The sequence below is a fragment of the Roseomonas sp. OT10 genome (assembly GCF_020991085.1).
Lineage (GTDB): Bacteria > Pseudomonadota > Alphaproteobacteria > Acetobacterales > Acetobacteraceae > Roseomonas > Roseomonas cutis.
The window spans coordinates 2,214,246-2,234,757 of record NZ_CP087719.1 but is presented as its reverse complement, the minus strand read 5'-3'; the positions used below and the strand labels follow the sequence as shown (position 1 = coordinate 2,234,757).

Genomic DNA, 20,512 nt, shown 5'->3' with positions numbered 1-20,512 from the left:
CATGACTTGTCAGGCACGGGCAACAAGCCCGCAGGGCGGCTGGCCTCCGGAGGACGTATCGTCGCGGTTTCGCAGGCCGTGCGGGTCAGCCGGGCTGACCCGAAGCCCCCAAAATCCCGGCACTCACTGCAATGGCGGGTCATGCGTGAAGCGGGATGTCCAGGGGAACTGGCGGATGGGGTGGGATTCGAACCCACGATACGCTTTTGACGTATACGCACTTTCCAGGCGCGCGCCTTCGACCGCTCGGCCACCCATCCAGGGTGGGCGGCCGAATAGCGGACGCCGCCGCTCCTCGCAACCCCACCCCCGGGCGATCCTGCGGCGGGGCTGACCCGCCGCCATCGGTCAGCGCGGCAGCAGGGGAGTGACCCGTGCCACCAGGCTCGCCATGGCCTCCTCCGGCGTCCGCATGCCCAGCACGGCCGCCTCCGCCTCCTCCCTGAACAGATCCCCCGCCCGTGCCGCCTCGTCGAAGGCGGGGAGGGGGACGCGGGCCACCTTCAGCACCCGGCGCTCCTCTTCGGCATAGGGAATGGCTTCACGGACCCTGGCATCGGCGTAGGTGCTCTCCCGCACCGGGCCGTTGCCGTTCAGGGCCATGGCCAGGGTCGCCTGCTTTGTCGCCATCGCCTTGATGAAGGCCCAAGACAGATCCTTGCGCGGCGCGTTGCGCGGGATCGCCATGCCCCAGAACTCCACCTTCGCCGGGGCGACCTCGAATCGCCCGGCCAGGCTCGCGCTGGCGGGGACGGCCACGGTATGGATCTTCCCGGGGAAGCGGCTGCGCTGGGGGTCGTTGTAGAGCTTGTTCCGGCTCATGCTGGTCAGCGCCATGGCGGCGCGGCCGGTCTGCATCCAGGTGTTCACGTCCTCCGTCGCGATGGCGGAGAAGTTCCGCGGGAAGGCGCCCGCCTGGAACAGGTCGCGCAGCAAGCGGATGGCATTGAGCATCGGCGGCTGGTCAGCGACGCAGCGGAAGTCCGGGGTGACGAAATCCCCGTCCCAGGCCCGCGCGAGGTCGATGACGTTGGGATAGGCGACGCCGGGCGTGACCAGCCCCACCACCGGCGGTCCGCCGCGTCGCGTGGCGCAGCGCTTCGCGACGTCGGCGAACTCCTCGATGGTGGCCGGCGGCCTGTCGATGCCGTTCTCGCCCAGGATGTCCGCATTGTAGTGCAGGCCGGAGGAGGCATGCCGCATCGGCACCGCCAGCAGCCTGCCGCCGACCTTGAAGCCCTCGATCAGGCCGGGGAAGACATCCGCCGGCGCCTCGATGCCGTCGCGGGCCATGTAATCGTCGAGCGGCTCGAACAGCTGCGCCGAGCGCGGGACGGCCTGGGTGTTCATCAGGAAGCCCACATCCACCGTCCCCGAGGAGAGGGAGGCCTCCCGCTGCAGACGGTCCCAGAGCGGGCCGATGTCGAAGGTCGTCCACTGCACCGCCGCGCCGCTGGCACGGGTGAAGGGGGCGGTGGCATCGCCGCCCTGGCCCGTCGTCGCCACGGTCTGGTGGACGCGGTGCGCCAGGACCGAGAGCGGTGCGGCCCCCTGTGCCAGGGCCGGACGTGCCAGCGCCGCCAGGGCCGGCAACGCCAGCACGCTGCGGCGGGTGATCGTGTTCATGGCTGTTTCCTCCATGTGTTTGTCCCCGGGGTGGATCATCAGGACGGCCGAGCCGCCTTCGGGAAGAGCTCGGCGATCGCCGCCTCGGCCGCCGCGAAATGCGCCAGCATGGCCGCTTCGGCCGCGTCGGGATCGCCGGCGGCGATGGCCTCGGCGACGCGGTGGTGCCGCTCCCAGGTGGCGCGCCAGTCGGCCGGTCCGCGGGGGCCGCGGGCGTTGAACAGGCGCATGATCTCCTCGATCACCGGGCGCAGCCCATGCACCTGCAGCCGCACCAGCCGGTTCCCGCTCAGGACGCCGAGCTGGTCGTGGAAGTCGAGATCGGCGGTGATCCAGCGCGGTACGTCGCCGAACGCAGCCTCCATCCGGCCCAGGATCGCCTGTAACTCCCCCAGCCCCTCGGCCGTGGCGCGCTGCGCCGCCAGCCGGGCGACCTGCGGCTCGATCATGCGGCGAAGCTCGACCGCTTCCGCCAGGCCGGCGCGGGTGCCGCCGGCCGCGAATCGCCAGAAGCGTGCGAGGGGCTGGGCGTCCAACGCCTGGGCCACCCGCGTGGGCCGGCCCTGGCCGATCTGCACCGCGCCCAGCGCCTCGAGCTGGCGGATCGCCTCGCGGATCACCGGCTTGGAGACGCCGAAGCGCTCGGCCAGCCGTGCCTCGGCCGGCAGCGCCTCACCCGGGCGAAGGCGGCCGTCGAGAATGGCGCCCGACAGGGCGGCGACCACCCCGTCCGCCAGCCGCACGGGCGCAATCGGCAGCGCGTCGAACGGGGGGCGCTCGATCGTCTCGGTCATGGCACAAGCTAGGCGCGTTGAGATCATCCTTGCAACTGATAAACCTATCAGATAAGCATAACACCATAGGAAACGGCCCGGAGAGGCAGGCTTGTCCGACCCGCTCACCATCCGCGCGGTCGCCGCGCACCCGCTGCGCGCGACCCTCCCCACGGTCCAGCGCACCAGCCAGGGCGACTGGCCGGCGCTGGAGATCGTGGTGGTGGAGGTCACGACCGAGAGCGGGCTGACCGGGATCGGCGAATGCCTGGCCCGGCGCGGGGCCGCCGGCTACGCCCGCTTCCTCCGCGACGCGCTGGCGCCGAAGCTGATCGGCCGCAGCGCGCATGACCGCCGGGCGCTGTGGAACGCCATGCGCGGCACCCTGACCGGGCGCGACGGCGGGATGCTGGTGGAGAGCATCGCCGGGATCGACATCGCCCTGTGGGACCTCGCTGGACAGGCGGCGGGGCAACCCGTCTGGCGGCTCCTGGGTGGGGAGGGACGGGGCCGGGTGATGGCCTATGCCTCCTCCATCAACTGGGCCGAGGAAGCGCGGATGGAGGCGGAGATCGCCGGCGCCCTCGACCGCGGCTTCCGCCAGATCAAGCTGAAGGTCGGCCAGCCGGTGGCGAAGGCCGTGGCGCATGTCCGCCGGGCGCGGCGGCAGGCGGGGGAGGGGATCGGCCTCTCGGTGGACGCGAACTGGGCCTATGACGCGGACGACGCGCTGCGCGTCGGCAAGGCGCTGGCCGAGGAGGACTACCTCTGGTTCGAGGAGCCGGTCCGCCCGGACGACCATGCCGGCTACCGTCGCCTCGCGCGCCACCTGCCGGTGCGGCTGGCCGCGGGCGAGAGCGACTTCGTGGCGCGGCAATCCGCCGATCTGGTCGCGGAGCACGTGCTGGGGCTGGTCCAGCCCGACGTGGCGCGTTCGGGCGGCATCACCGAGACCTGGCGCATCGCCGAGCACGCCGCGCTGCACGGCGTCGCCTATGCCCCGCATGTCGGCTGGTCGGGCGGCATCTGCGCCGCCGCCAGCCTGCACCTCGCCGCGGCGGCGGAGAGCTTCCTGACCTTCGAGTGCATGGTCTTCGACAACCCCCTGCGCCAGGCCCTGACCGCGCCGCTGGCGGGCGATGTCTCGCGGCTGGAGGGGGGGATGCTGGCCGTGCCCGACCGCCCCGGCCTGGGCGTGACGCTGGACCCCGAAGCCCTCGCCCGACACGCGATCGCGGAGTGACGCCGATGGATGCCGAGACCCTGCGCCACGCCCTGCGCGACGCGAATCCCGCGATCTCCCGCTTCGACCCGTTGCAGCGCATCCTCTTCTGCGACGATTTCGACCGCGGCTTCTGCGGCTGGACCCAGCTCGTCGGCAATTACGAGCTGACCCTGGACAGCATGCTGCCCTCCTACGCGCAGCACACCCATGCGATGCTCAGCACCCTGCCGAACTGGGATTCCGGCAGCCATCACGGGCTGGATGGCGACTACGTGCTGAAGGTGCAGAGCCGGCCGAAGCGCGGCTCGCGCAACGTCGCGATCAAGCGGATGACCTTCCGTAAGGCCGGGCCGATCCGGCTGGAATTCTACTTCACCTTCAAGCCGGAGGCGACGGAGCTGCGCCTGTCGGAGACGGATGTCCGCTCCATCGGCTTCCTCTACGACCTGCAATCCGGCGACGGCATGACGGGGGGAGAGCGGGTGATGCCGCACCTTCGCTTCCTCAACGCGCTGGACGGGAAGCACGTGCAGAAGTGGCAGTTCAAGCAGGCGCTGCAGCCTTCGAAGGAGCTCGGCAACGAGGGCAAGACCGCCACCCACGACCATCTCTCGCCCGAGGGGTGGGAGGACCTGCCCGGCGGCGAGCAGAAGCTCTGCTACAACGAGATTCCGACCAAGGTGAACTGGCACTACGCCTGCTTCGACTTCGACCTGGCGCGCTGGCAGGCCACGGGCTTCCGGGTGAACGACCGCCACTTCGACCTGTCCGGCTTCCAGCCCATGCGCATGCCCGCCTGGCGGAACCTGTGGTGCATGCTGAACCTCGCCTTCTTCGTCGAGACGGACGTGGACAAGCGAGCCTTCCTCGCCATCGACAGCGTCTGCCTCTCGGGGGATTTCTGAGATGCTGGCCACCAGCGCCGCGGCCGTCGTCTGCCGCAACGAGACCTGGACCGGCTTCCAGGCGACCGAGCCCTACGAGTGCGGCTGGGCGCGGGAGGCGGTGGTCTTCGTCCGCGCGCTCGCCCCGCCTAGCCTGCCCGCCGGGACCACGGCGCGCGTGCAGCTCAGCCCGGACGGCATGCGCTGGGCCGACGAGGGGACCACCCTGGTCCTGCCGCCGGACACGGAGACGCTCGCCTTCGCCCGGGTCGCGCATTTCGGCGGCTGGCTGCGCCTCGCGGCCGACCTCCCCGAAGGGGCGGAGATCACCCTCCTCGTCAGCCTGCACCTGAAGGGGTAGCGGCGCGATGCGCGATTCGTTCTGGACGCGCCTGACCCTGGTGGCGCCCACCCAGGCGATGATCTGGGGCATCCTGGTGCTCCCGGCGATCTACCTCGTCTGGCTCTCCTTCCACGCGTCCAGCTTCGGCACGGGTGCGCGCTACGTCGGCTGGGAGAACTACGCGAAGATCCTCTCCGACTCCTACTTCTGGCGTGCGCTGGGCAACACCGCGATCGTCGTGCTGGTGGTGGTGCATGTGGAGCTGCTGATCGGCCTCGGCATGGCGCTGCTCTTCGCCGCCGGCCTGCCCTTCCGCCGGCTGCTGATCGCCGTGGTGCTGGCGCCCTATGCCGTCAGCGAGGTCGCGGCGGTGGTGATGTGGCGCTTCCTCTTCGACCCGGACGTGGGCCATGTGGCGTACCTGCTGAACGCGCTCGGCCTGCCCTCGCTGGAATGGGCGGTGACGCCGGCGCATGGGCTGATCCTCGTCTCGCTGCTCTCCGTCTGGCTGCACCTGCCCTTCACCTTCATGATCCTCTACGCCGCGCGGCTGGCGCTGCCGGGCGAGGTCTACGAGGCGGCGAAGATCGACGGCGCCAGCCCGTGGCAGACCTTCCGCCGGGTCACGCTGCCGCTGCTGGTGCCGGCGATGCTGATGGCGATGCTGTTCCGCCTGATCTTCGCCTTCCGCCTGTTCAGCGAGGTCTGGCTGCTGACCGGCGGCGGCCCGGCGCGCAGCACGGAGGTGGTGGCCGTGTACCTGTACCTCGAGGCCTTCCGCTACAACGCCTTCGGCTCCGCCGCCGCGACGGGTTGGCTGATGGTGGTGGCCTCGCTGCTGATGGCAGCACCCTATCTCTGGCGGCTGGCCAAGGCGCAGGGCGGCGATGCGCGCTGAGGCGGAATCCCGCGCGCCGCGCCGCGCCGGCCGGCGCGCCCGCCGCCTGCGCCGGCTGGGCCTCGGAGCGCTGAAGGCGCTGGCGGTGGCGGCGATCCTGCTCTGGTCGCTGGCGCCGATCCTGCTGATCGTCACCTCCTCGCTGAAGCCGGAGCGGGAGATCTTCGCCGTGCCGCCGGTGCTGGCCTTCCGTCCCACCTTCGACCACTACGCCGCCCTCTGGGCGCGCTGGCCGGACTTCTTCGTGGCGCTGGGCAACAGCCTCGTCGTCACCGCGCTCGCGACCGTCTTCGCCGTCTTCGCCAGCCTGCTCTCCGGCTATGCCTATTCGCGCTTCCGGGCGCGCTGGCTGGATGCCTCAGCCTTCCTGCTGATCGTGGTGCGGCTGGTGCCGCCCATCGTCATGACCCTGCCGCTCTTCCCGGCGGCGAATGCGCTGGGCTTCCAGGACACGCATCTCTGGCTGGCGGTGCTCTACGCCACCTTCTTCGTCTCGCTGGGCAGCTTCGTGATGCGCGCCTTCATCGACCAGATCCCGCGCGAGCTGGACGAGGCGGCGGCGGTGGACGGCGCCGGGCGCTTCACCACCCTGTTCCGCGTCATCACGCCCCTGGCGGCGCAGGGGATGATGGCGGTCGCGGTCTTCGTCGTCGTCTATGCCTGGAACGAGTTCCTCTTCGCCTTCGTCTTCACCTCCACCCGCGCCAAGACCGCGCCGCTGGTGCTGGCCGAGGTGGTGGGCAGCTTCGACGGGGTGGATTGGGGGGTGCTCTTCGCCGCCGCCACGGTGCAGCTCCTGCCCGTGCTGGCCTTCGTCTGGCTGACGCAGAAATACCTCGTCGCCGGCCTCACCGCCGGGGCGACCAAGGGCTGAAACGACCGCACCCGCCCAAGCGGGGCATCGAGGGAGAACGGACCATGCGCATCACGCGTCGCGTCATGCTCGGCAGCTCGCTGGCGGCGCTTGCCGCCCCGGCGGTCCGGGCGCAGGGCAAGCGCCTCGACATCCTCTCGCACCGCGTCCACCAGGCGGTGCTGACCCAGGGCGCGGCGGGCGACCTGACCGTGCCCTGGCGGCGCGAGACGGGGGCGGAGCTGGCCTGGACCACCGCCGATATCGGCCCCTTGCAGGACCGGCTGCTGCGCGAGGCCAGCCTGCCGCAGACGGATTTCGGCGTCGGCTACCTGCTGAACAGCCGCGCCACGCCGCAGGTGGCGGAACTGCTGGAGCCGCTGGAGCCGCACCTCGCGGCCGAGCCGATCGCGCAGTGGGAGGATATCGCCCCCGGCCTGCGCGACGCCATGCGGGTGGGCGGACGCACCATCGCCGTGCCGGTGCGGCACGCGACCAACGGGCTGTTCTACAACGCCGCCCTGCTGGAGGAGCGCGGCATCGCGGCGCCGCCGAAGACGCTGGAGGAATTCGTCGACCAGGCGAAGCGCCTCACCTTCCGGCCCGCGAGCGGCGCGCCCGTCGTGGGGCTGGTGCTGACGGCGCAGCTCGCCGCCTTCCCGGTGATGTTCGCCCGCGCCTTCGGCGGCGACTTCATCACCCCGGACGGCAAGGTGATCCCCGACCCCGTGGCGATGACGAAGGGGATCGGCGTGATGCGCGACCTGTTCGAAGCCGGCGCCCTGCCGCGCAACTACGCGACCGTGACCAACGAGGACCAGGTCACCTGGATGCAGCAGGGTCGTGCCGCCTTCGCCATCCTGCCCTTCAGCCGCCACGCGCAGCTCAACCGCGCCGACCAGTCGCGCTTCCCGGGCAGGATCATGGCGATGGAGATGCCTGTCTCCTCCGCCGCCCCGGCCGGGACGCGGATGGCGGCGGTGGTGGAGTTCTGGTCGATGGCCATCCCGCGCCATGCCCGCGACAAGGCGCTGGCCTGGAGCTTCATCCGCGCCATGTCCTCGCCCGAGGTGACGCTGGGCGCCGCGCGCAACGGCAACGGGCCGGTGCGGGTCTCGACCTATGCCGATCCGGCTTTCGCGGCGGACAACCCGGTGGCGAAGGTGGAGGCGGCGGCGCTGGCCCATGCCCGCGGTCCCTTCCCCGCCTTCGCCGAGGCCAGCCGCGCCGAGGCGATCTTCGTCGAGGAGGTGCAGTCCGCCGTGCTCGGCCGCAAGACGCCGGAGCAGGCGGTGGCGGACAGCATCGCCCGGGTGCGGCCGCTGCTGCCGGGCTGAGGCCGGCCGGGCACAGCCGGCCGGGGTCAGCCGTCCAGGGCCGCCGTGTGCGGGACGGCCAGCTCGGCCACCGTCTCCTTCCAGTCGCGGTGCAGGCTGGCGGTGCCGCCATGCTGGGCTGCCAGGGCGGCGACCAGCGCCAGCCCCTCGCCGTCGCCCTCGGCCGGGCCGGCAGGCGCGGGGCCCCATCCATCGTCGCGCACCGTCAGGCGGGTGGCCTCCGCGTCGCTCTCCAGCCGCACCGTGATCCGGCCGAGCAGGCGGACGTGCATGCCGTGCTTGACGGCATTGCCCACCATCTCGTGCGCCACACGGAGCACCGTGCCGCGGAGGGCTTCCGGGCAGTCGCCGGCGACCGTCACCTCCAGCCGGATCGTCTGGTCGGCATCGGCCAGCAGCGCCACCGTGCTCTCGCAGAGGTGGCGCAGCCGCTCCTCCATCGGGGCCGGACGGCGGGTGAGGCCGAACAGCGCGTTGGAGATCTCGGCCGAGAGCTGGATGCGCTGCTCTACTTCGTCGAGCAGCTGCTGGCCCTCCCGCGTGCGCTGAAGCTCGCGAACCTTCCAGACCTGGCCGAGGATTCGCTGGAGGGCGTTCTTGGTCTGGTGCCGGAGCTGGCGCATCGCGACCTGCTCCGCCGCGTCCTGGTCCATCCCGAAGGCGCGGACCATTCCCGGCCGGCCGGCGTCGCGGAACAGGACGCTCGGTGGGGCGCGGTCGTGGCTCTGGGTGAGAGGGTACATGCAGGGACTCCGCTCCGCCGGCAGGGAAGGGGGCGCCGGCTGGTGTGTTCGTGGCGCATTTTCGTGGGAAAATTTCCCACGTCAACCATTTTTCCGCCTTGTGGACATTTTTCCCACATGCGCCTGTGCTAGGACGTCGCCGTTCGCTGGATCATCCCGTTCGTGACGTCCGCCCCCCTCCCACCCTCCGCCATGCCCGCCGACGCGCTGATGCGGCCGTTGCGGCGGCTGCTGCGGCCCCTGGTGCGCCTGCTGATCCGCAGCGGCGTCACCTTCCCCGTGCTCGCCGACCTGCTGCGTGGCCTCTATGTCGAGGTGGCGGCGCGCGACCTGCTGACCGCGCCGCGCGACCGCACCGACAGCCGCATCAGCCTGCTGACCGGGGTGCACCGCAAGGAGATCCGCCGGCAGCGGGAGGAGGAGGGCGGCGGCGACGAGGTTCCCCCGATCGTCACGCTCAGCGGCCAGGTGATCGCCCGCTGGCTTGGCCTGCCCGCCTATACCGACGCGGCGGGCCAGCCGCTGCCGCTGCCGCGCATCGCGGCCGAGGGGCCGTCCTTCGACTCGCTGGTCGCCTCGGTGACCACCGACGTGCGGGCCCGCACCGTGCTCGACGACTGGCTCGCCCAGGGGATCGTCTCGCTCGACGCGCTGGATCGGGTGCGGCTGGACACGGAGGCCTTCTTGCCGCGGCAGGGCCGGGAGGAGCAGCTCTACTACTTCGCGCGCAACCTGCACGACCATCTGGCCGCGGCCAGCGCCAACATCTCCATCGCGGGGCAAGCGCCCTTCCTCGACCGCAGCGTCCACTATGACCGGTTGAGCCCCGCCGTGGCCGAGCGGCTCGAGGCCGCCGGGCGCGAGGGCGCGCAACGGCTGCTGATGGCGATCAACCGCCTGGCCCTGGCCGCCCTGGCCGAGGAGGAAGCGGCCGCCCCCGCGCCGCCCGCCCCCGGGGCGCCGACACGCCGGGTCAACCTGGGCGTCTACCTCTATGCCGAGGACGAGACGCCGGATGGCGGGACGTGACGGCGATGCGTGCCCGGCTCCTGCTGCCGCTGCTGCTGGCCGCCTGCTCCGCCGCCCCGGAACGGCCGCCTTCGGCCGCACCCGCCACGGCGGCCGTGACCTCCGCCATGTGCCGCATCGGGCCTGGGGACGGCCCGCCGCTGCGGACCGCCGCCGCGGTGCCGGCCGGCAGCCGTCGCCCCGCGCCGGCGGGCCAGGGCGGCGACCGCGGCATCGGCGGCACGGGGATCATGGCCGAGGCTGCGCCGCCGCAGGGCCGCGCCGGCACGGTGCCGGTCACGGGCGACCGCGGCATCGGCGGCACGGGCATCGTCGGGGTCATCACCGGCTTCGCCAGCATCTGCGTCAGCGGCGTGGAGGTGGAATACGACCCCGCCCTCGGCGTCGAGGCGGAGCAGGGACGGCTGGGTGTCGCCGATCTCCGGGCCGGCCAGGTCGTGGTGGCGGAGGCCGGCGGCACCGGCACGCTGCTGCAGGCACGCCGCCTGGCGCTCCGCCAGGAGGTTTCCGGTCCCGTGGATGCGGTCGAGCAGGACGGTGCCGTGCTGGTCGTGGCGGGCCAGCGGGTGACGACCGCGAACGCCCGCGGCCGGGCCACGGGCTGGCGGGCGGGCGAATGGGCGGCGGTGAGCGGCCTGCGCGCCCCGGATGGCAGCATCGCGGCGACACGGCTCGATCCCCGCGCCGCGGGAACGGTTCGGGTGCATGGCAGGCTGGAGCAGGATGCCGAGGGGCTGCGCATCGGCGGGCTGCGGCTGCGTCCGCTGGCCGGCGTGGCGCTGCCGGCCAGCGGCCCGATGGAACCGCTGGTCACGGCGGTCGGCGCCTACCGGGACGGGGCCCTGCTGGCCGCGTCGGTGGAGCCGGACTGGCTGCTCGCCGACCTCGCCTCGCAGTTCAGCCCGGATGTCCGCCGCTACCTGGTGGAATCCTATGTCGGCTATGTCGGCGGGCGGGTGCTCTGGGGCGGTGGGGTCGAGACGCTGGCGCCCGCGCTCCGCGGCGGAGCCCCGGGCCGGGCGGTGCTGGAGCTGCGGGGCGGCCCCGGCCAGGCGCTGACTGCCACGGCCCTGCGTCCCGTCGGTCCTGCCTGGACCGGTCCCCGTGGGCTTGGCCCCAGCGGGTCTGGCCCCAATGGGCTTGGCCCGGCCGGCTTGAGCGGCGCCGCGGCGCCGAGCCCGGCCCCCCGTGGCCCGGCCTCCCTCGTGCCCGGCTCGTCTGGGCCGGGGGCACGCCCCGGCGGCCCGGCGCAGCCATCGGCGGGCATCGGGCCAAGGCCGCCGCCCCTGGGCGTGCCCCTTGGCGGCGGACAGGGCGAGAAGCCATCGGTCGGCCCGCAAGGCGGTCCGCAGGGCAATCCGCTGGGTGGGTCCACGGGCCTGCCCTTCGGCGGCCCGCTCGGGCCGGGCCTTCCGGGCAGCCCCCAAGGTGGCGCGCTGAACGGCCCGCCCCGGCCGCAGGGCCTCCGGGGCGAGCTAGCGCCCATGCCGAACCGTGGCATCACGGCCGGTTCCTGGAGCGGCGGCTTGGCGGAAGGGACGGGTGCCGCACGGGCCGACGCCGCCCGCTGGCCACCGCAGCGCCAGCAGGGCCCGAGCGGGGATGCGTGGCTGGCGGAGGATGGCGGCCGTGGCAGCATGCTGGCCGCCGGTCCGGCCCAGGGTGCGGCGCCGCTGCGTCCATCCGGGCGCTGAGTTGGCCGCCGGCCCCGGGGTGCCCGGCGGCGGCACGCCCTGTGCTGGCGCCGCGGCAACGACCGAGGAGTCCCGCCATGCCGCGCCACGCCTGTTCCGCTGTCCTAAGCCCGCCCGGCCAGGGGCGCTCCGCCCGGTGAGCGGGGCCGTGCTGCCCGCCTTCCCGACACTTACGGCACTCCGCGAGGGCTACGCCGCCGGGCGCTTCGACCCCGCCGCCGTGGTGGCCGAGGCCTATCGCCGACTGGAGGCCGCGCAGGACCCGGGCATCTTCCTCGCCCTGGTGCCGGAGGAGCAGGCACTGGCGGCGGCCAGGGCGCTCGATCCCGCCCGGCGGGAGGCGCAGCCGCTCTGGGGCGTGCCCTGCGCGGTGAAGGACAACATCGACGTCGCCGGCCTGCCCACCACCGCGGCCTGCCCGGGCTTTGCCTACAGGCCCACCCGCTCGGCGACGGCGGTGGAGCGCCTGCTTGCCGCCGGCGCCATCGTCATCGGCAAAACCAACCTCGACCAGTTCGCCACCGGGCTGGTGGGGGTCCGCACGCCCTATCCGGTCCCCCGCAACGCCATGGACGCTGCGATGGTGCCCGGCGGCTCCAGCTCCGGCTCGGCCGTGGCCGTGGCACGCGGGATCGTCAGCGTCGCGTTGGGCACGGACACGGCCGGGTCCGGCCGGGTACCGGCGGGGTTGAACAACATCGCCGGGCTGAAGCCGAGCCTCGGCATGGTGCCGGGGACGGGCATGCTGCCCGCCTGCCGCACGCTGGATACCATCTCCGTCTTCGCAGGGACGGTCGCGGATGCGGCGACGGTCCTCTCGGTGATCGCAGGCCACGATGCCGCCGACCCCTGGTCGCGCCGCATGCCCCCGCCGGGGGCGCCTGTCGTCCCACCCAGGCTTCGGATCGGCGTGCCGGATGCCGCCAGCCGCCGCTTCGCCGGGGATGCGCAGTCGGAGACGGCGTTCGACGCATCGCTCGGGGATATCGCGGCCCTGGCCGGCGAGATGGTGCCGGTCGACCTCTCCCCCTTCTTCGCCGTGGCGGAGCTGCTCTACCAGGGCCCCTGGGTGGCGGAGCGCTATGCGGCCATCCGCACGGTCATGCAGGAGCGGCCGGAGCTCCTGCATCCCGTGACCCGGCGGATCATCGCAGGCGCCGAACGGCTGTCGGCCGCCGACGCCTTCGACGGGCTGTACCGGCTGACGGAGCTTCGCCGCACCGCCGAGGCGGTGTGGCAGCACATCGACGTGCTGGCGGTGCCGACCTATCCCCGGCCCCGCACGGTCGCCGATCTCGCCGCCGACCCGATCGGGCCGAACAGCGAGCTGGGCACCTACACCAACTTTGTGAACCTGCTGGACCTCTGCGCCCTGGCAGTGCCAGGCCGCTTCCGGGCGGATGGCTTCCCCGCCGGCGTCACGCTGATCGCGCCGGCTGGCCAGGACGCGCTACTGACTGGGCTGGGCGAGCGGCTGCACGCGGCAGCCGGGCTGACCATCGGCGCGACGACGGAGCGCGTGCCGGAGCCACCGGTGCGCCCAGCGGAGGCGGCGCCGGGCGAGGTCGCCCTGGCGGTGGTGGGCGCGCACCTCTCCGGCATGGCGCTGAACGGCGAGCTGCTGGCCTGCGGCGCACGGTTCCTGCGGGCAGCGGCGACGCTGCCGGACTATCGGCTCTACGCCCTGCCGGGTGGGCCGCCGAAGCGCCCTGGCCTGCTGCGCGTCGCCTCGGGGGCGGGGACGCCCGTCGCGGTCGAGGTCTGGGCGCTGCCGGCCGAAGGCTTCGGCCGCTTCGTCGCCGCCATCCCCGCGCCACTGGGGATCGGCACGCTGCGCCTGGCCGACGGCACGGCAGCGAAGGGCTTCCTGGTGGAGGCGGAGGGCACCGTGGGAGCCGAAGACATCTCCCGCTTCGGCGGCTGGCGCGCCTACGTGGCGGGCGGCTGAGCGCAGGGTCGCCGCCGGGGGCGGCATCCTCCCCAGCCCGGGCGGATCATACGGGCGGCGTGATGCCCTGATCCGTGCCGGCGGGGTGCCCGTGGCCCGGGGGCAAGGCTCTGCCTCGCCCCCGATACCCCCACTCCGCCAGGAGCAGAGCCCCTGGACCCGAGGAGCGCTGCTGCGCGGATGGCTGCGACGGGGTCGAGGCGCCGAGGAGCATGGCTCCTCGGCGGGTACGGCCACCGCACTCGCTGACGCCTTCTGAGCTTTCTCGGAGTTCCGCCTGTCCGCGCGCCGTCAGGGTTCAGCCCGCAGGCTTACGCCCACCACCCCGAGCCAACTCCCAGCGGGGACCGGGGCCCGCTTGTGGCCCCGGCAGGGGAGGGTCCGTGGAGGGGACGGCGTCCCCTCCCGGTCCGCCGCCGGAACACCACAGCATAACGGGTCAGGTCATCTTGCCGGCGGGATCACACGGAGACCCGGCGCAACACGTCCTCGCGGTCCAGCTCGTCCTGCCGGCCGGAGATCACGATGTCGCCGCGCTCCATCACGTCCAGCTTCTGGCCGAGCGCATGGGCGAAGTCGAAATACTGCTCGACCAGCACGATCGCCATCTGCCCGCGCGAGCGCAGCAGGGTGATGACCCGGCCGATATCCTTGATGATCGAGGGCTGGATGCCCTCGGTCGGCTCGTCCAGCACCAGCAGGCGCGGCTTCATGATCAGGGCGCGCGCGATGGCGAGCTGCTGCTGCTGCCCGCCGGAAAGGTCGCCGCCGCGCCGGTGCAGCATGGTCTTCAGCACGGGGAACAGCTCGTAGATCTCCTCCGGGATGCGCCGCTCGCGGCGGGGCAGCACGGCGAAGCCCGTCTCCATGTTCTCCCGCACGGTCAGCAGCGGGAAGATGTCGCGCCCCTGCGGCACCCAGGCGATGCCGCGCTGGGCGCGCTCGTAGAGCGGCAGGCGGGTGATGTCCTGGCCTTCCCAGGTGATCGTGCCTCTGGACACGGGATGCGCCCCGGTGATGGCGCGCAGCAGCGAGGTTTTGCCCACGCCGTTGCGGCCGAGCAGGCAGGTCACCTCGCCGATGCGGGCGGAGAAGGTGACGTTGCGCAGCGCGATGGCCGCGCCGTAGTGCAGGTCGACACCCGTGACCTGAAGCTCGGGGGCCCGGGGATCGGCGTCACCGGCCAAGATACACCTCGACCACCCGGGGATCGCTGCTGACGTGGCTCAGGCTGCCCTCCGAGAGCACGCTGCCCTCGTGCAGCACCGTCACCTTCACGCCCAGCGCGCGGACGAAATCCATGTCGTGCTCCACCACCACCACCGAGCGGGTGCGGTTGATCTCGCGCAGCAGCTCGGCGGTCTGGGCCGTCTCGGCATCCGTCATCCCGGCCACCGGCTCGTCCACGAGCAGCAGCTTCGGCTCCTGCGCCAGCAGCATGCCGATCTCCAGCCACTGCTTCTGCCCGTGGGACAGGTCGCCCGCCCGGCGCCAGGCATGGTCCGTCAGCTTCGTCGTGGCCAGGATCTCCTCGATCCGCCGCCGCTCCGCCGCCGTCTCCTGCGCGAAGAGGGCGAAGCGCGTGCCGCGGTCGCCGGCCAGCGAAAGGAGGAGGTTGTCCCAGACCGTGTGCGGCTCGAACACGGTGGGCTTCTGGAACTTGCGGCCGATGCCGAGACGGGCGATCGAGGGCTCGTCCAGCTTCGTCAGGTCGGTGTCCTGGCCGAACACCACCTCGCCCTTGTCGGGGCGGGTCTTGCCGGTGATGACGTCCATCATCGTCGTCTTGCCGGCGCCGTTCGGGCCGATCACCGCGCGCATCTCCCCGGGCTGGAGGATCAGCGACAGGGCGTTCAGCGCGCGGAAGCCGTCGAAGGTGACGGTGACGTTGTCCACGTAGAGCAGCGTGCCCGCCTTGCTGCGCACGCCCGGCGGGGCGGCGTCGAGGGTCTCGCTCACGAGGTGGCCTCCTTCGCGGCGGACTCGGCGGGGGACGGGGGAGTGGCCGGTTCCGGCACGCCGCCCGGCGCCTTGCTCGGGCCAAGGGGACGCAGGGAGCCGACGATTCCCTTGGGCAGGAACAGGGTGACGAGGATGAACAGCCCGCCCAGCGCGAAGAGCCACAGCTCCGGCAGAGCCCCGGTGAAGAGGCTCTTGCCCGCGTTCACCACGATGGCGCCCAGGATCGCGCCGGTCAGCGTGCCGCGGCCGCCGACCGCGACCCAGACCACCGCCTCGATGGAGTTGGCGGGGGCGAACTCGCCGGGGTTGATGATGCCCACCTGCGGCACGTAGAGCGCGCCGCCGATCCCCGCCATCACGGCTGAGGTCACCCAGGCCACCAGCTTGTAGCTCTCCGGCCGGTAGCCGAGGAAGCGGGTGCGGCTTTCCGTGTCGCGCACGGCGACGAGCACCTTGCCGTAGCGCGAGCGCACCATCCAGCGCGCCAGCAGGAAGCAGGCGCAGAGCGCGACGGCGGTGATGACCAGCAGCGCGCAGCGGGTGGAATCCAGCTGCAGCGGAACGCCCAGGATGTCCTTGAAGTCGGTTAGCCCGTTGTTGCCGCCGAAGCCCATGTCATTGCGGAAGAAGGCGAGGAGCAGGGCGTAGGTCAGCGCCTGGGTGATGATGGACAGGTACACCCCCGTCACGCGGGAGCGGAAGGCGAGCCAGCCGAACACCGCCGCCAGCACGGCGGGGACGAGCATCGCCATGAGCATCGCGAAGGGGAACCAGTTGAAGCCCCACCAGTACCAGGGCAGCTCCGGCCAATTCAGGAAGACCATGAAGTCCGGCAGGATCGGGTTGCCGTAGACCCCGCGCGGCCCGATCTGGCGCATCAGGTACATGCCCATGGCATAGCCGCCGAGGGCAAAGAAGGCGGCGTGGCCCAGGCTGAGGATGCCGGCGAAGCCCCAGACCAGGTCCACCGCCAGCGCCAGGATGGCGAAGCTGAGGTACTTGCCGAACAGCGAGACCATGTAGGTCGGCACGTGGAAGGCACTGCCCGGCGCGGTGAGCAGGTTCAGCCCGGCCAGCAGTAGCGCGCTGCCGAGGATCAGCGCCAGGGTGAGGGCGGCGGCGCGGTTGCTCACGATTCGACGAACCTTCCCTTGACCGGGAACAGCCCGCGCGGGCGGCGCTGGATGAACAGGATCAGCAGGACCAGCACGACGATCTTGCCCAGCACGGCGCCGGCGAAGGGTTCCAGGAACTTGTTCACCACGCCCAGGGTCATGGCGGAGATGACGGTGCCCCACAGGTTTCCGACGCCGCCGAAGACCACGACCATGAAGCTGTCGATGATGTAGCCCTGGCCGAGATTGGGCGAGACGTTGTCGATCTGGCTCAGCGCCACCCCCGCGATGCCAGCGACGCCGGAGCCCAGGCCGAAGGTCAGCGCGTCGATCCAGGGCGTCCTGATCCCCATTGCCGCCGCCATGCGCCGGTTCTGCGTCACCGCGCGCATCCGCAGCCCGAGCGGCGTGTAGCGGAGCGCGGCCATCAGGGCGAAGACCACGGCGAAGGCGAAGAGGATGATGGCGAAGCGGTTCCAGGTGATGGTCAGCCCGCCGAACTGCGACGCGCCGCTCATCCAGGCGGGGGTGCCGACCTCGCGGTTGGTGGGGCCGAAGGCGGAGCGCACGGCCTGTTGCAGCACCAGCGACAGGCCGAAGGTCGCAAGCAGCGTCTCCAGCGGCCGACCATACAGGAAACGGATCAGCAGCCGCTCGATCGCGACGCCGATGGCGCCGGTGATCAGGAAGGCCAGCGGGATGGCGATGGCCAGGCTCCAGCCGAACATCCCCGGCGCGTTCGCGCGGATCACGTCCTGCACCAGGAAGGTGACGTAGGCGCCGAGCATCACCAGCTCGCCATGCGCCATGTTGATCACGCCCATGACGCCGAAGGTGATGGCAAGCCCGGCGGCGGCCAGCAGCAGCACCGAGCCCAGGCTGAGCCCGTAATAGGCGTTCTGCGCCAGGCCCCAGAGCTTCAGGTTGAAGTCGATCGCGGTCACGGCCGCGGCGGCCGCATCGGCCACGGCGGGCGGCTGGCTGCCCAGCGAGGAGAGCAGGGCGCGCGCGTCGATGTCGCCGCGGTCGCGCAGCGTCGCCACGGCGGCGAGCCGGTCCGCCTCGGCGCTCTCGCCGGAGGCCAGGATCGCGGCGGCGCGGGCCTCGGCCATGGTGCGCCTCACCCCCGCATCCCGCTCCTGCGCGATGGCGCGGTCCAGCGCGGGCAGGGCGGCGGCGTCGCGGGCGCGGAAGACGGCGGCCGCAGCGGTGGCGCGGGTGGCGGGGTCTGGGTCGAACAGGCGCAGGCCGCCCAGCGCGGCCTCGATGGCGCGGCGCACGGCGTTGTTGAGCCGCACGGCGCGCGGGCTGCCGGCCTCGGTCACGGGCGCGCCGGTCAGCGCATCGCGGTAGGTCGCGCCGTCGCGGATCAGCAGGCTGCGGTCGGGGCGCGCATAGAGCTGCCCGGCCTGCAAGGCGGCCAGGATCGGCGCGGCGCGCGGCTCGCCCGAGGTGGCCAGCGTCTCCACGCCACGGCGGATGTCGTCGAAGGAGTTGGAGCCCAGCAGGTCGAGCCCGGCCGGTTGCGCCCTGAGCGGCTGCACCGCGAGGGCGAGCAGCAGCAACGTGAGGGCGAGGAGGCGCGCCATGCGGGTCACCCTCGGTCAGCGGAAAGGAAGGGGGAGGGGCCGCGCGGGCCCCTCCCGTTCGGGCGGGTCAGCCGCCGCACTTGCCCAGGCGGACGTTGTAGTTGCCGCAGGACATCGGCCGGCGCCAGTTGGCGATCAGGTCCTTGGAGCCCTCGAGGTAGGGCGACCATTCCTGCGCCACGATGGTGCCCGGCGTCTGCGAGACGATGTTGAACTGGCCATTGCCCTGGATCTCGCCGATCAGCACGGGCTTTGTGATGTGGTGGTTCGACATCATGGTGGAGACGCCGCCGGTCAGGTTCGGGGCGGCGACGCCGATCATCGCGTCGATCACCGGGTCGGCGTCGAAGGTGCCGGCCTTCTCCACCGCCTTCACCCACATGTTGAAGCCGATGTAGTGCGCCTCCATCGGGTCGTTGGTGACGCGCTTCGGGTTCTTGGTGAAGGCCTGCCACTGCTGGATGAAGGCCTTGTTGGCGGGGTCGTCCACCGACATGAAGTAGTTCCAGGCGGCCAGGTGGCCGACCAGCGGCCCGGTGTCGAGGCCGGCCAGTTCCTCCTCGCCGACGGAGAAGGCGACGACGGGGATGTCGGTCGCCTTGATCCCCTGGTTGCCCAACTCCTTGTAGAAGGGGACGTTGGCGTCGCCGTTGATGGTGGAGACGACGGCGGTCTTCTTGCCCGAGGAGCCGAAGGACTTGATCTGGCTGACGATGTTCTGCCAGTCGCTGTGGCCGAAGGGGGTGTAGTTGATCAGGATGTCGGACTGCGCGACGCCCTTCGCCTTCAGGTAGGCTTCCAGGATCTTGTTCGTCGTGCGCGGGTAGACGTAGTCGGTGCCCGCCAGCACCCAGCGCTGCACGCTCTCCTCCTTCATCAGGTAGTCGACCGCGGGGATCGCCTGCTGGTTCGGGGCGGCGCCGGTGTAGAAGACGTTCTTGCTGCTCTCCTCGCCCTCGTACTGCACGGGGTAGAAGAGGATGCTGTTCAGCTCCTCGAAGACCGGCAGCACGGACTTGCGCGAGACGGAGGTCCAGCAGCCGAAGGTGGCGGCCGCCTTGTCCTGGGAGATGAGCTGGCGCGCCTTCTCGGCGAAGAGCGGCCAGTTGGAGGCCGGGTCGACCACCACCGCCTCCAGCTTGCGGCCCAGCACGCCGCCCTTCTTGTTCTGCTCCTCGATGAGCATGAGCATCACGTCCTTCAGCGTCGTCTCGCTGATGGCCATGGTGCCGGAGAGGGAGTGCAGGATGCCGAGCTTGACCGGCCCGCTGGCCTGCGCCCGGGCGGAGCCGATGATGGCGGGGAAGCCGGCCGTCAGGGCCAGCGCGGCGCCGAGGCGGCCGAAACTGCGGCGGCCCAGCGGCGTGGCCTGGGGCACGGGGCGATCGGACGGCATGGAGGTTCATCCCCTGAAGCGTGACGTGGGTGGCGGCGGCTCGCCGCCGGCACCACGAGGGGCTCACCCCCACCCTCAGCGGGCGTGTCCCTCACGTCTCGGTTAGCAACCCGGATGCCACATATTGCGATGACGGGCGCATCGTGCCGGATTCCGGTCCTGCCCCGACCGCTGCCCAGCAAACAGGCAGGCGTGGGCGAGGAATTGCCCAGGCTGCGCGGAACCCTGCCGACGCCACGGTCGTTGGCCGCGCGGCACCGGACGGCAGAGAGGATAGGATGATGGCCGAGACCACCGAGGACACCCCGTTTCCGGCGGAAGCCGACCTGGCCGCCGCGGCCAGCATCCCGCTTGGTCCGGCCGGTCGCTTCCAGATCGTGGCCACCACCGGCGCGAACGGCGAGCCGACCGCCTTCCTGATCGACACCACCGACGGGCGGAGCTGGGTGCTGGGGCCGGCCGGCGGCGGCCCGGGCCGCTGGCTGCGCCTGGAATACGACCGCGATCCGCCTTTGCCGGCCCCCTGACCGCTGCCCCGTCGGGGACCGGGCTGGCCGGCGGGCACGCGGCGTGGTCTATCCGCGATCGCTGAACCGAAGGAGGCGCCCATGCCCAACCCCCCGACCGGCTTCGACCACGGCCTGACCCTCGATGCCGCGCAGACCATCGTGCGCGAGGCGCTGGCGGAGGGCCGCCGCCTGAACCTGGCGCCGCTGACGGTCGTCGTGCTGGACCAGGCCGCCCAGTACAAGGCCATGGCGCGCGAGGACGGGTGCAGCCTGGCCCGCCCGGCCATCGCCCATGGCAAGGCCAACGGCGCCATGGCGCTGGGCTTCGGCGGGCGGGAGCTGGCCAAGCGGTCCCAGGCCATGCCGGGCTTCATGAACGCCTTCTCCGACCTCACGGGCGGCTCGGCCGTGCCGGTGCCGGGTGGCGTGCTGGTGCGCGATGCCAAGGGCACGATCCTGGGCGCGGTGGGCGTCTCCGGCGATGCCTCGGACAAGGACGAGCTGGCGGCGGTGGCCGGCATCAGGGCTGCGGGCTTCACGGCCGATACGGGCGAGTGACGGGCGGCACCCCCGCCCAGTCGGCGGGCG

Annotated in this window: 19 protein-coding genes and 1 tRNA gene; 11 read left to right on the top strand and 9 right to left on the bottom strand. The window is 72.2% G+C overall.

Going from position 1 to position 20,512, the window contains the following annotated elements; translation table 11 throughout:
- Positions 1 to 169: 169 nt before the first annotated feature.
- The 3 genes from LPC08_RS10305 to LPC08_RS10295 form a co-directional block, all read right to left on the bottom strand.
- Positions 170 to 260: transfer RNA gene (locus LPC08_RS10305), tRNA-Ser, on the bottom strand.
- An 88-nt stretch (positions 261 to 348) separates the two neighbouring features.
- The gene (locus LPC08_RS10300) at positions 349 to 1,626 is read right to left on the bottom strand and encodes an ABC transporter substrate-binding protein (protein ID WP_230452597.1); all 1,278 of its coding nucleotides are present in this window, start codon (positions 1,624 to 1,626) and stop codon (positions 349 to 351) included.
- A 38-nt stretch (positions 1,627 to 1,664) separates the two neighbouring features.
- The gene (locus tag LPC08_RS10295) at positions 1,665 to 2,420 is read right to left on the bottom strand and encodes a FadR/GntR family transcriptional regulator (protein WP_230452596.1); all 756 of its coding nucleotides are present in this window, start codon (positions 2,418 to 2,420) and stop codon (positions 1,665 to 1,667) included.
- A 91-nt stretch (positions 2,421 to 2,511) separates the two neighbouring features.
- On the opposite strand from LPC08_RS10295, the gene LPC08_RS10290 reads away from it, so the two are divergent.
- Genes LPC08_RS10290 through LPC08_RS10265 form a run of 6 tightly spaced genes read left to right on the top strand, consistent with a single transcriptional unit; the run spans position 2,512 to position 7,939 of the window.
- Positions 2,512 to 3,642: a mandelate racemase/muconate lactonizing enzyme family protein gene (locus LPC08_RS10290; RefSeq protein WP_230452595.1), complete on the top strand. Its 1,131-nt coding sequence runs from the start codon at positions 2,512 to 2,514 to the stop codon at positions 3,640 to 3,642.
- 5 nt (positions 3,643 to 3,647) lie between these two features.
- The gene (locus LPC08_RS10285) at positions 3,648 to 4,529 is read left to right on the top strand and encodes a DUF6772 family protein (protein WP_230452594.1); all 882 of its coding nucleotides are present in this window, start codon (positions 3,648 to 3,650) and stop codon (positions 4,527 to 4,529) included.
- Between the two features lies 1 nt (position 4,530).
- Entirely contained in the window at positions 4,531 to 4,869 is a 339-nt protein-coding gene (locus tag LPC08_RS10280) for a hypothetical protein (RefSeq protein WP_230452593.1), read from the top strand.
- A gap of 7 nt (positions 4,870 to 4,876) precedes the next feature.
- Entirely contained in the window at positions 4,877 to 5,749 is an 873-nt protein-coding gene (locus LPC08_RS10275; protein WP_230452592.1) for a carbohydrate ABC transporter permease, read from the top strand.
- Positions 5,739 to 6,623, top strand: a complete 885-nt coding sequence (locus tag LPC08_RS10270) for a carbohydrate ABC transporter permease (RefSeq protein ID WP_230452591.1) — start codon at positions 5,739 to 5,741, stop codon at positions 6,621 to 6,623. Before LPC08_RS10275 ends, LPC08_RS10270 begins: the two co-directional genes overlap by 11 nt.
- Positions 6,624 to 6,667: 44 nt before the next feature.
- A complete protein-coding gene (locus LPC08_RS10265; protein WP_230452590.1) occupies positions 6,668 to 7,939 on the top strand; it encodes an extracellular solute-binding protein in 1,272 nt (423 codons plus the stop codon).
- A 26-nt stretch (positions 7,940 to 7,965) separates the two neighbouring features.
- Here the strand turns inward: LPC08_RS10265 and LPC08_RS10260 are convergent, their stop codons facing one another.
- Positions 7,966 to 8,682 (bottom strand): ATP-binding protein, encoded by a 717-nt coding sequence (locus LPC08_RS10260; protein ID WP_230452589.1) that lies wholly within the window; start codon positions 8,680 to 8,682, stop codon positions 7,966 to 7,968.
- Positions 8,683 to 8,844: 162 nt separating this feature from the next.
- On the opposite strand from LPC08_RS10260, the gene LPC08_RS10255 reads away from it, so the two are divergent.
- The 3 genes from LPC08_RS10255 to atzF all read left to right on the top strand — a co-directional run bounded on the left by LPC08_RS10255 (position 8,845) and on the right by atzF (position 13,353).
- Complete coding sequence (locus LPC08_RS10255; protein WP_230452588.1) at positions 8,845 to 9,711, top strand: DUF6502 family protein; 867 nt, start codon at positions 8,845 to 8,847, stop codon at positions 9,709 to 9,711.
- 5 nt (positions 9,712 to 9,716) lie between these two features.
- Positions 9,717 to 11,405 carry a hypothetical protein gene (locus LPC08_RS10250; RefSeq protein WP_230452587.1) on the top strand — a complete coding sequence of 563 codons (1,689 nt, stop codon included), beginning with the start codon at positions 9,717 to 9,719 and terminating at the stop codon, positions 11,403 to 11,405.
- A gap of 136 nt (positions 11,406 to 11,541) precedes the next feature.
- Positions 11,542 to 13,353: an allophanate hydrolase gene (gene atzF, locus LPC08_RS10245; RefSeq protein ID WP_230452586.1), complete on the top strand. Its 1,812-nt coding sequence runs from the start codon at positions 11,542 to 11,544 to the stop codon at positions 13,351 to 13,353.
- Positions 13,354 to 13,814: 461 nt separating this feature from the next.
- On the opposite strand, the gene urtE is transcribed toward atzF, so the two are convergent.
- The 5 genes from urtE to urtA form a co-directional block, all read right to left on the bottom strand.
- Positions 13,815 to 14,540, bottom strand: coding sequence for an urea ABC transporter ATP-binding subunit UrtE (gene urtE, locus LPC08_RS10240; RefSeq protein WP_230452585.1), 726 nt, complete (start codon positions 14,538 to 14,540; stop codon positions 13,815 to 13,817).
- Complete coding sequence (gene urtD / locus LPC08_RS10235; RefSeq protein WP_370643350.1) at positions 14,530 to 15,279, bottom strand: urea ABC transporter ATP-binding protein UrtD; 750 nt, start codon at positions 15,277 to 15,279, stop codon at positions 14,530 to 14,532. The genes urtE and urtD overlap by 11 nt, the downstream gene beginning before the upstream one ends.
- Positions 15,280 to 15,308: 29 nt before the next feature.
- Positions 15,309 to 16,448 (bottom strand): urea ABC transporter permease subunit UrtC, encoded by a 1,140-nt coding sequence (gene urtC, locus LPC08_RS10230; RefSeq protein ID WP_370643327.1) that lies wholly within the window; start codon positions 16,446 to 16,448, stop codon positions 15,309 to 15,311.
- The gene (gene urtB / locus LPC08_RS10225) at positions 16,445 to 18,019 is read right to left on the bottom strand and encodes an urea ABC transporter permease subunit UrtB (RefSeq protein ID WP_230452583.1); all 1,575 of its coding nucleotides are present in this window, start codon (positions 18,017 to 18,019) and stop codon (positions 16,445 to 16,447) included. Before urtB ends, urtC begins: the two co-directional genes overlap by 4 nt.
- Before the next feature lie 67 nt (positions 18,020 to 18,086).
- Positions 18,087 to 19,415, bottom strand: a complete 1,329-nt coding sequence (gene urtA, locus LPC08_RS10220) for an urea ABC transporter substrate-binding protein (protein WP_230452582.1) — start codon at positions 19,413 to 19,415, stop codon at positions 18,087 to 18,089.
- A gap of 281 nt (positions 19,416 to 19,696) precedes the next feature.
- On the opposite strand from urtA, the gene LPC08_RS10215 reads away from it, so the two are divergent.
- Positions 19,697 to 19,942 carry a hypothetical protein gene (locus LPC08_RS10215; RefSeq protein WP_230452581.1) on the top strand — a complete coding sequence of 82 codons (246 nt, stop codon included), beginning with the start codon at positions 19,697 to 19,699 and terminating at the stop codon, positions 19,940 to 19,942.
- A gap of 81 nt (positions 19,943 to 20,023) precedes the next feature.
- Positions 20,024 to 20,482: a GlcG/HbpS family heme-binding protein gene (locus LPC08_RS10210; protein WP_230452580.1), complete on the top strand. Its 459-nt coding sequence runs from the start codon at positions 20,024 to 20,026 to the stop codon at positions 20,480 to 20,482.
- The last annotated feature ends 30 nt before the right edge of the window (positions 20,483 to 20,512 follow it).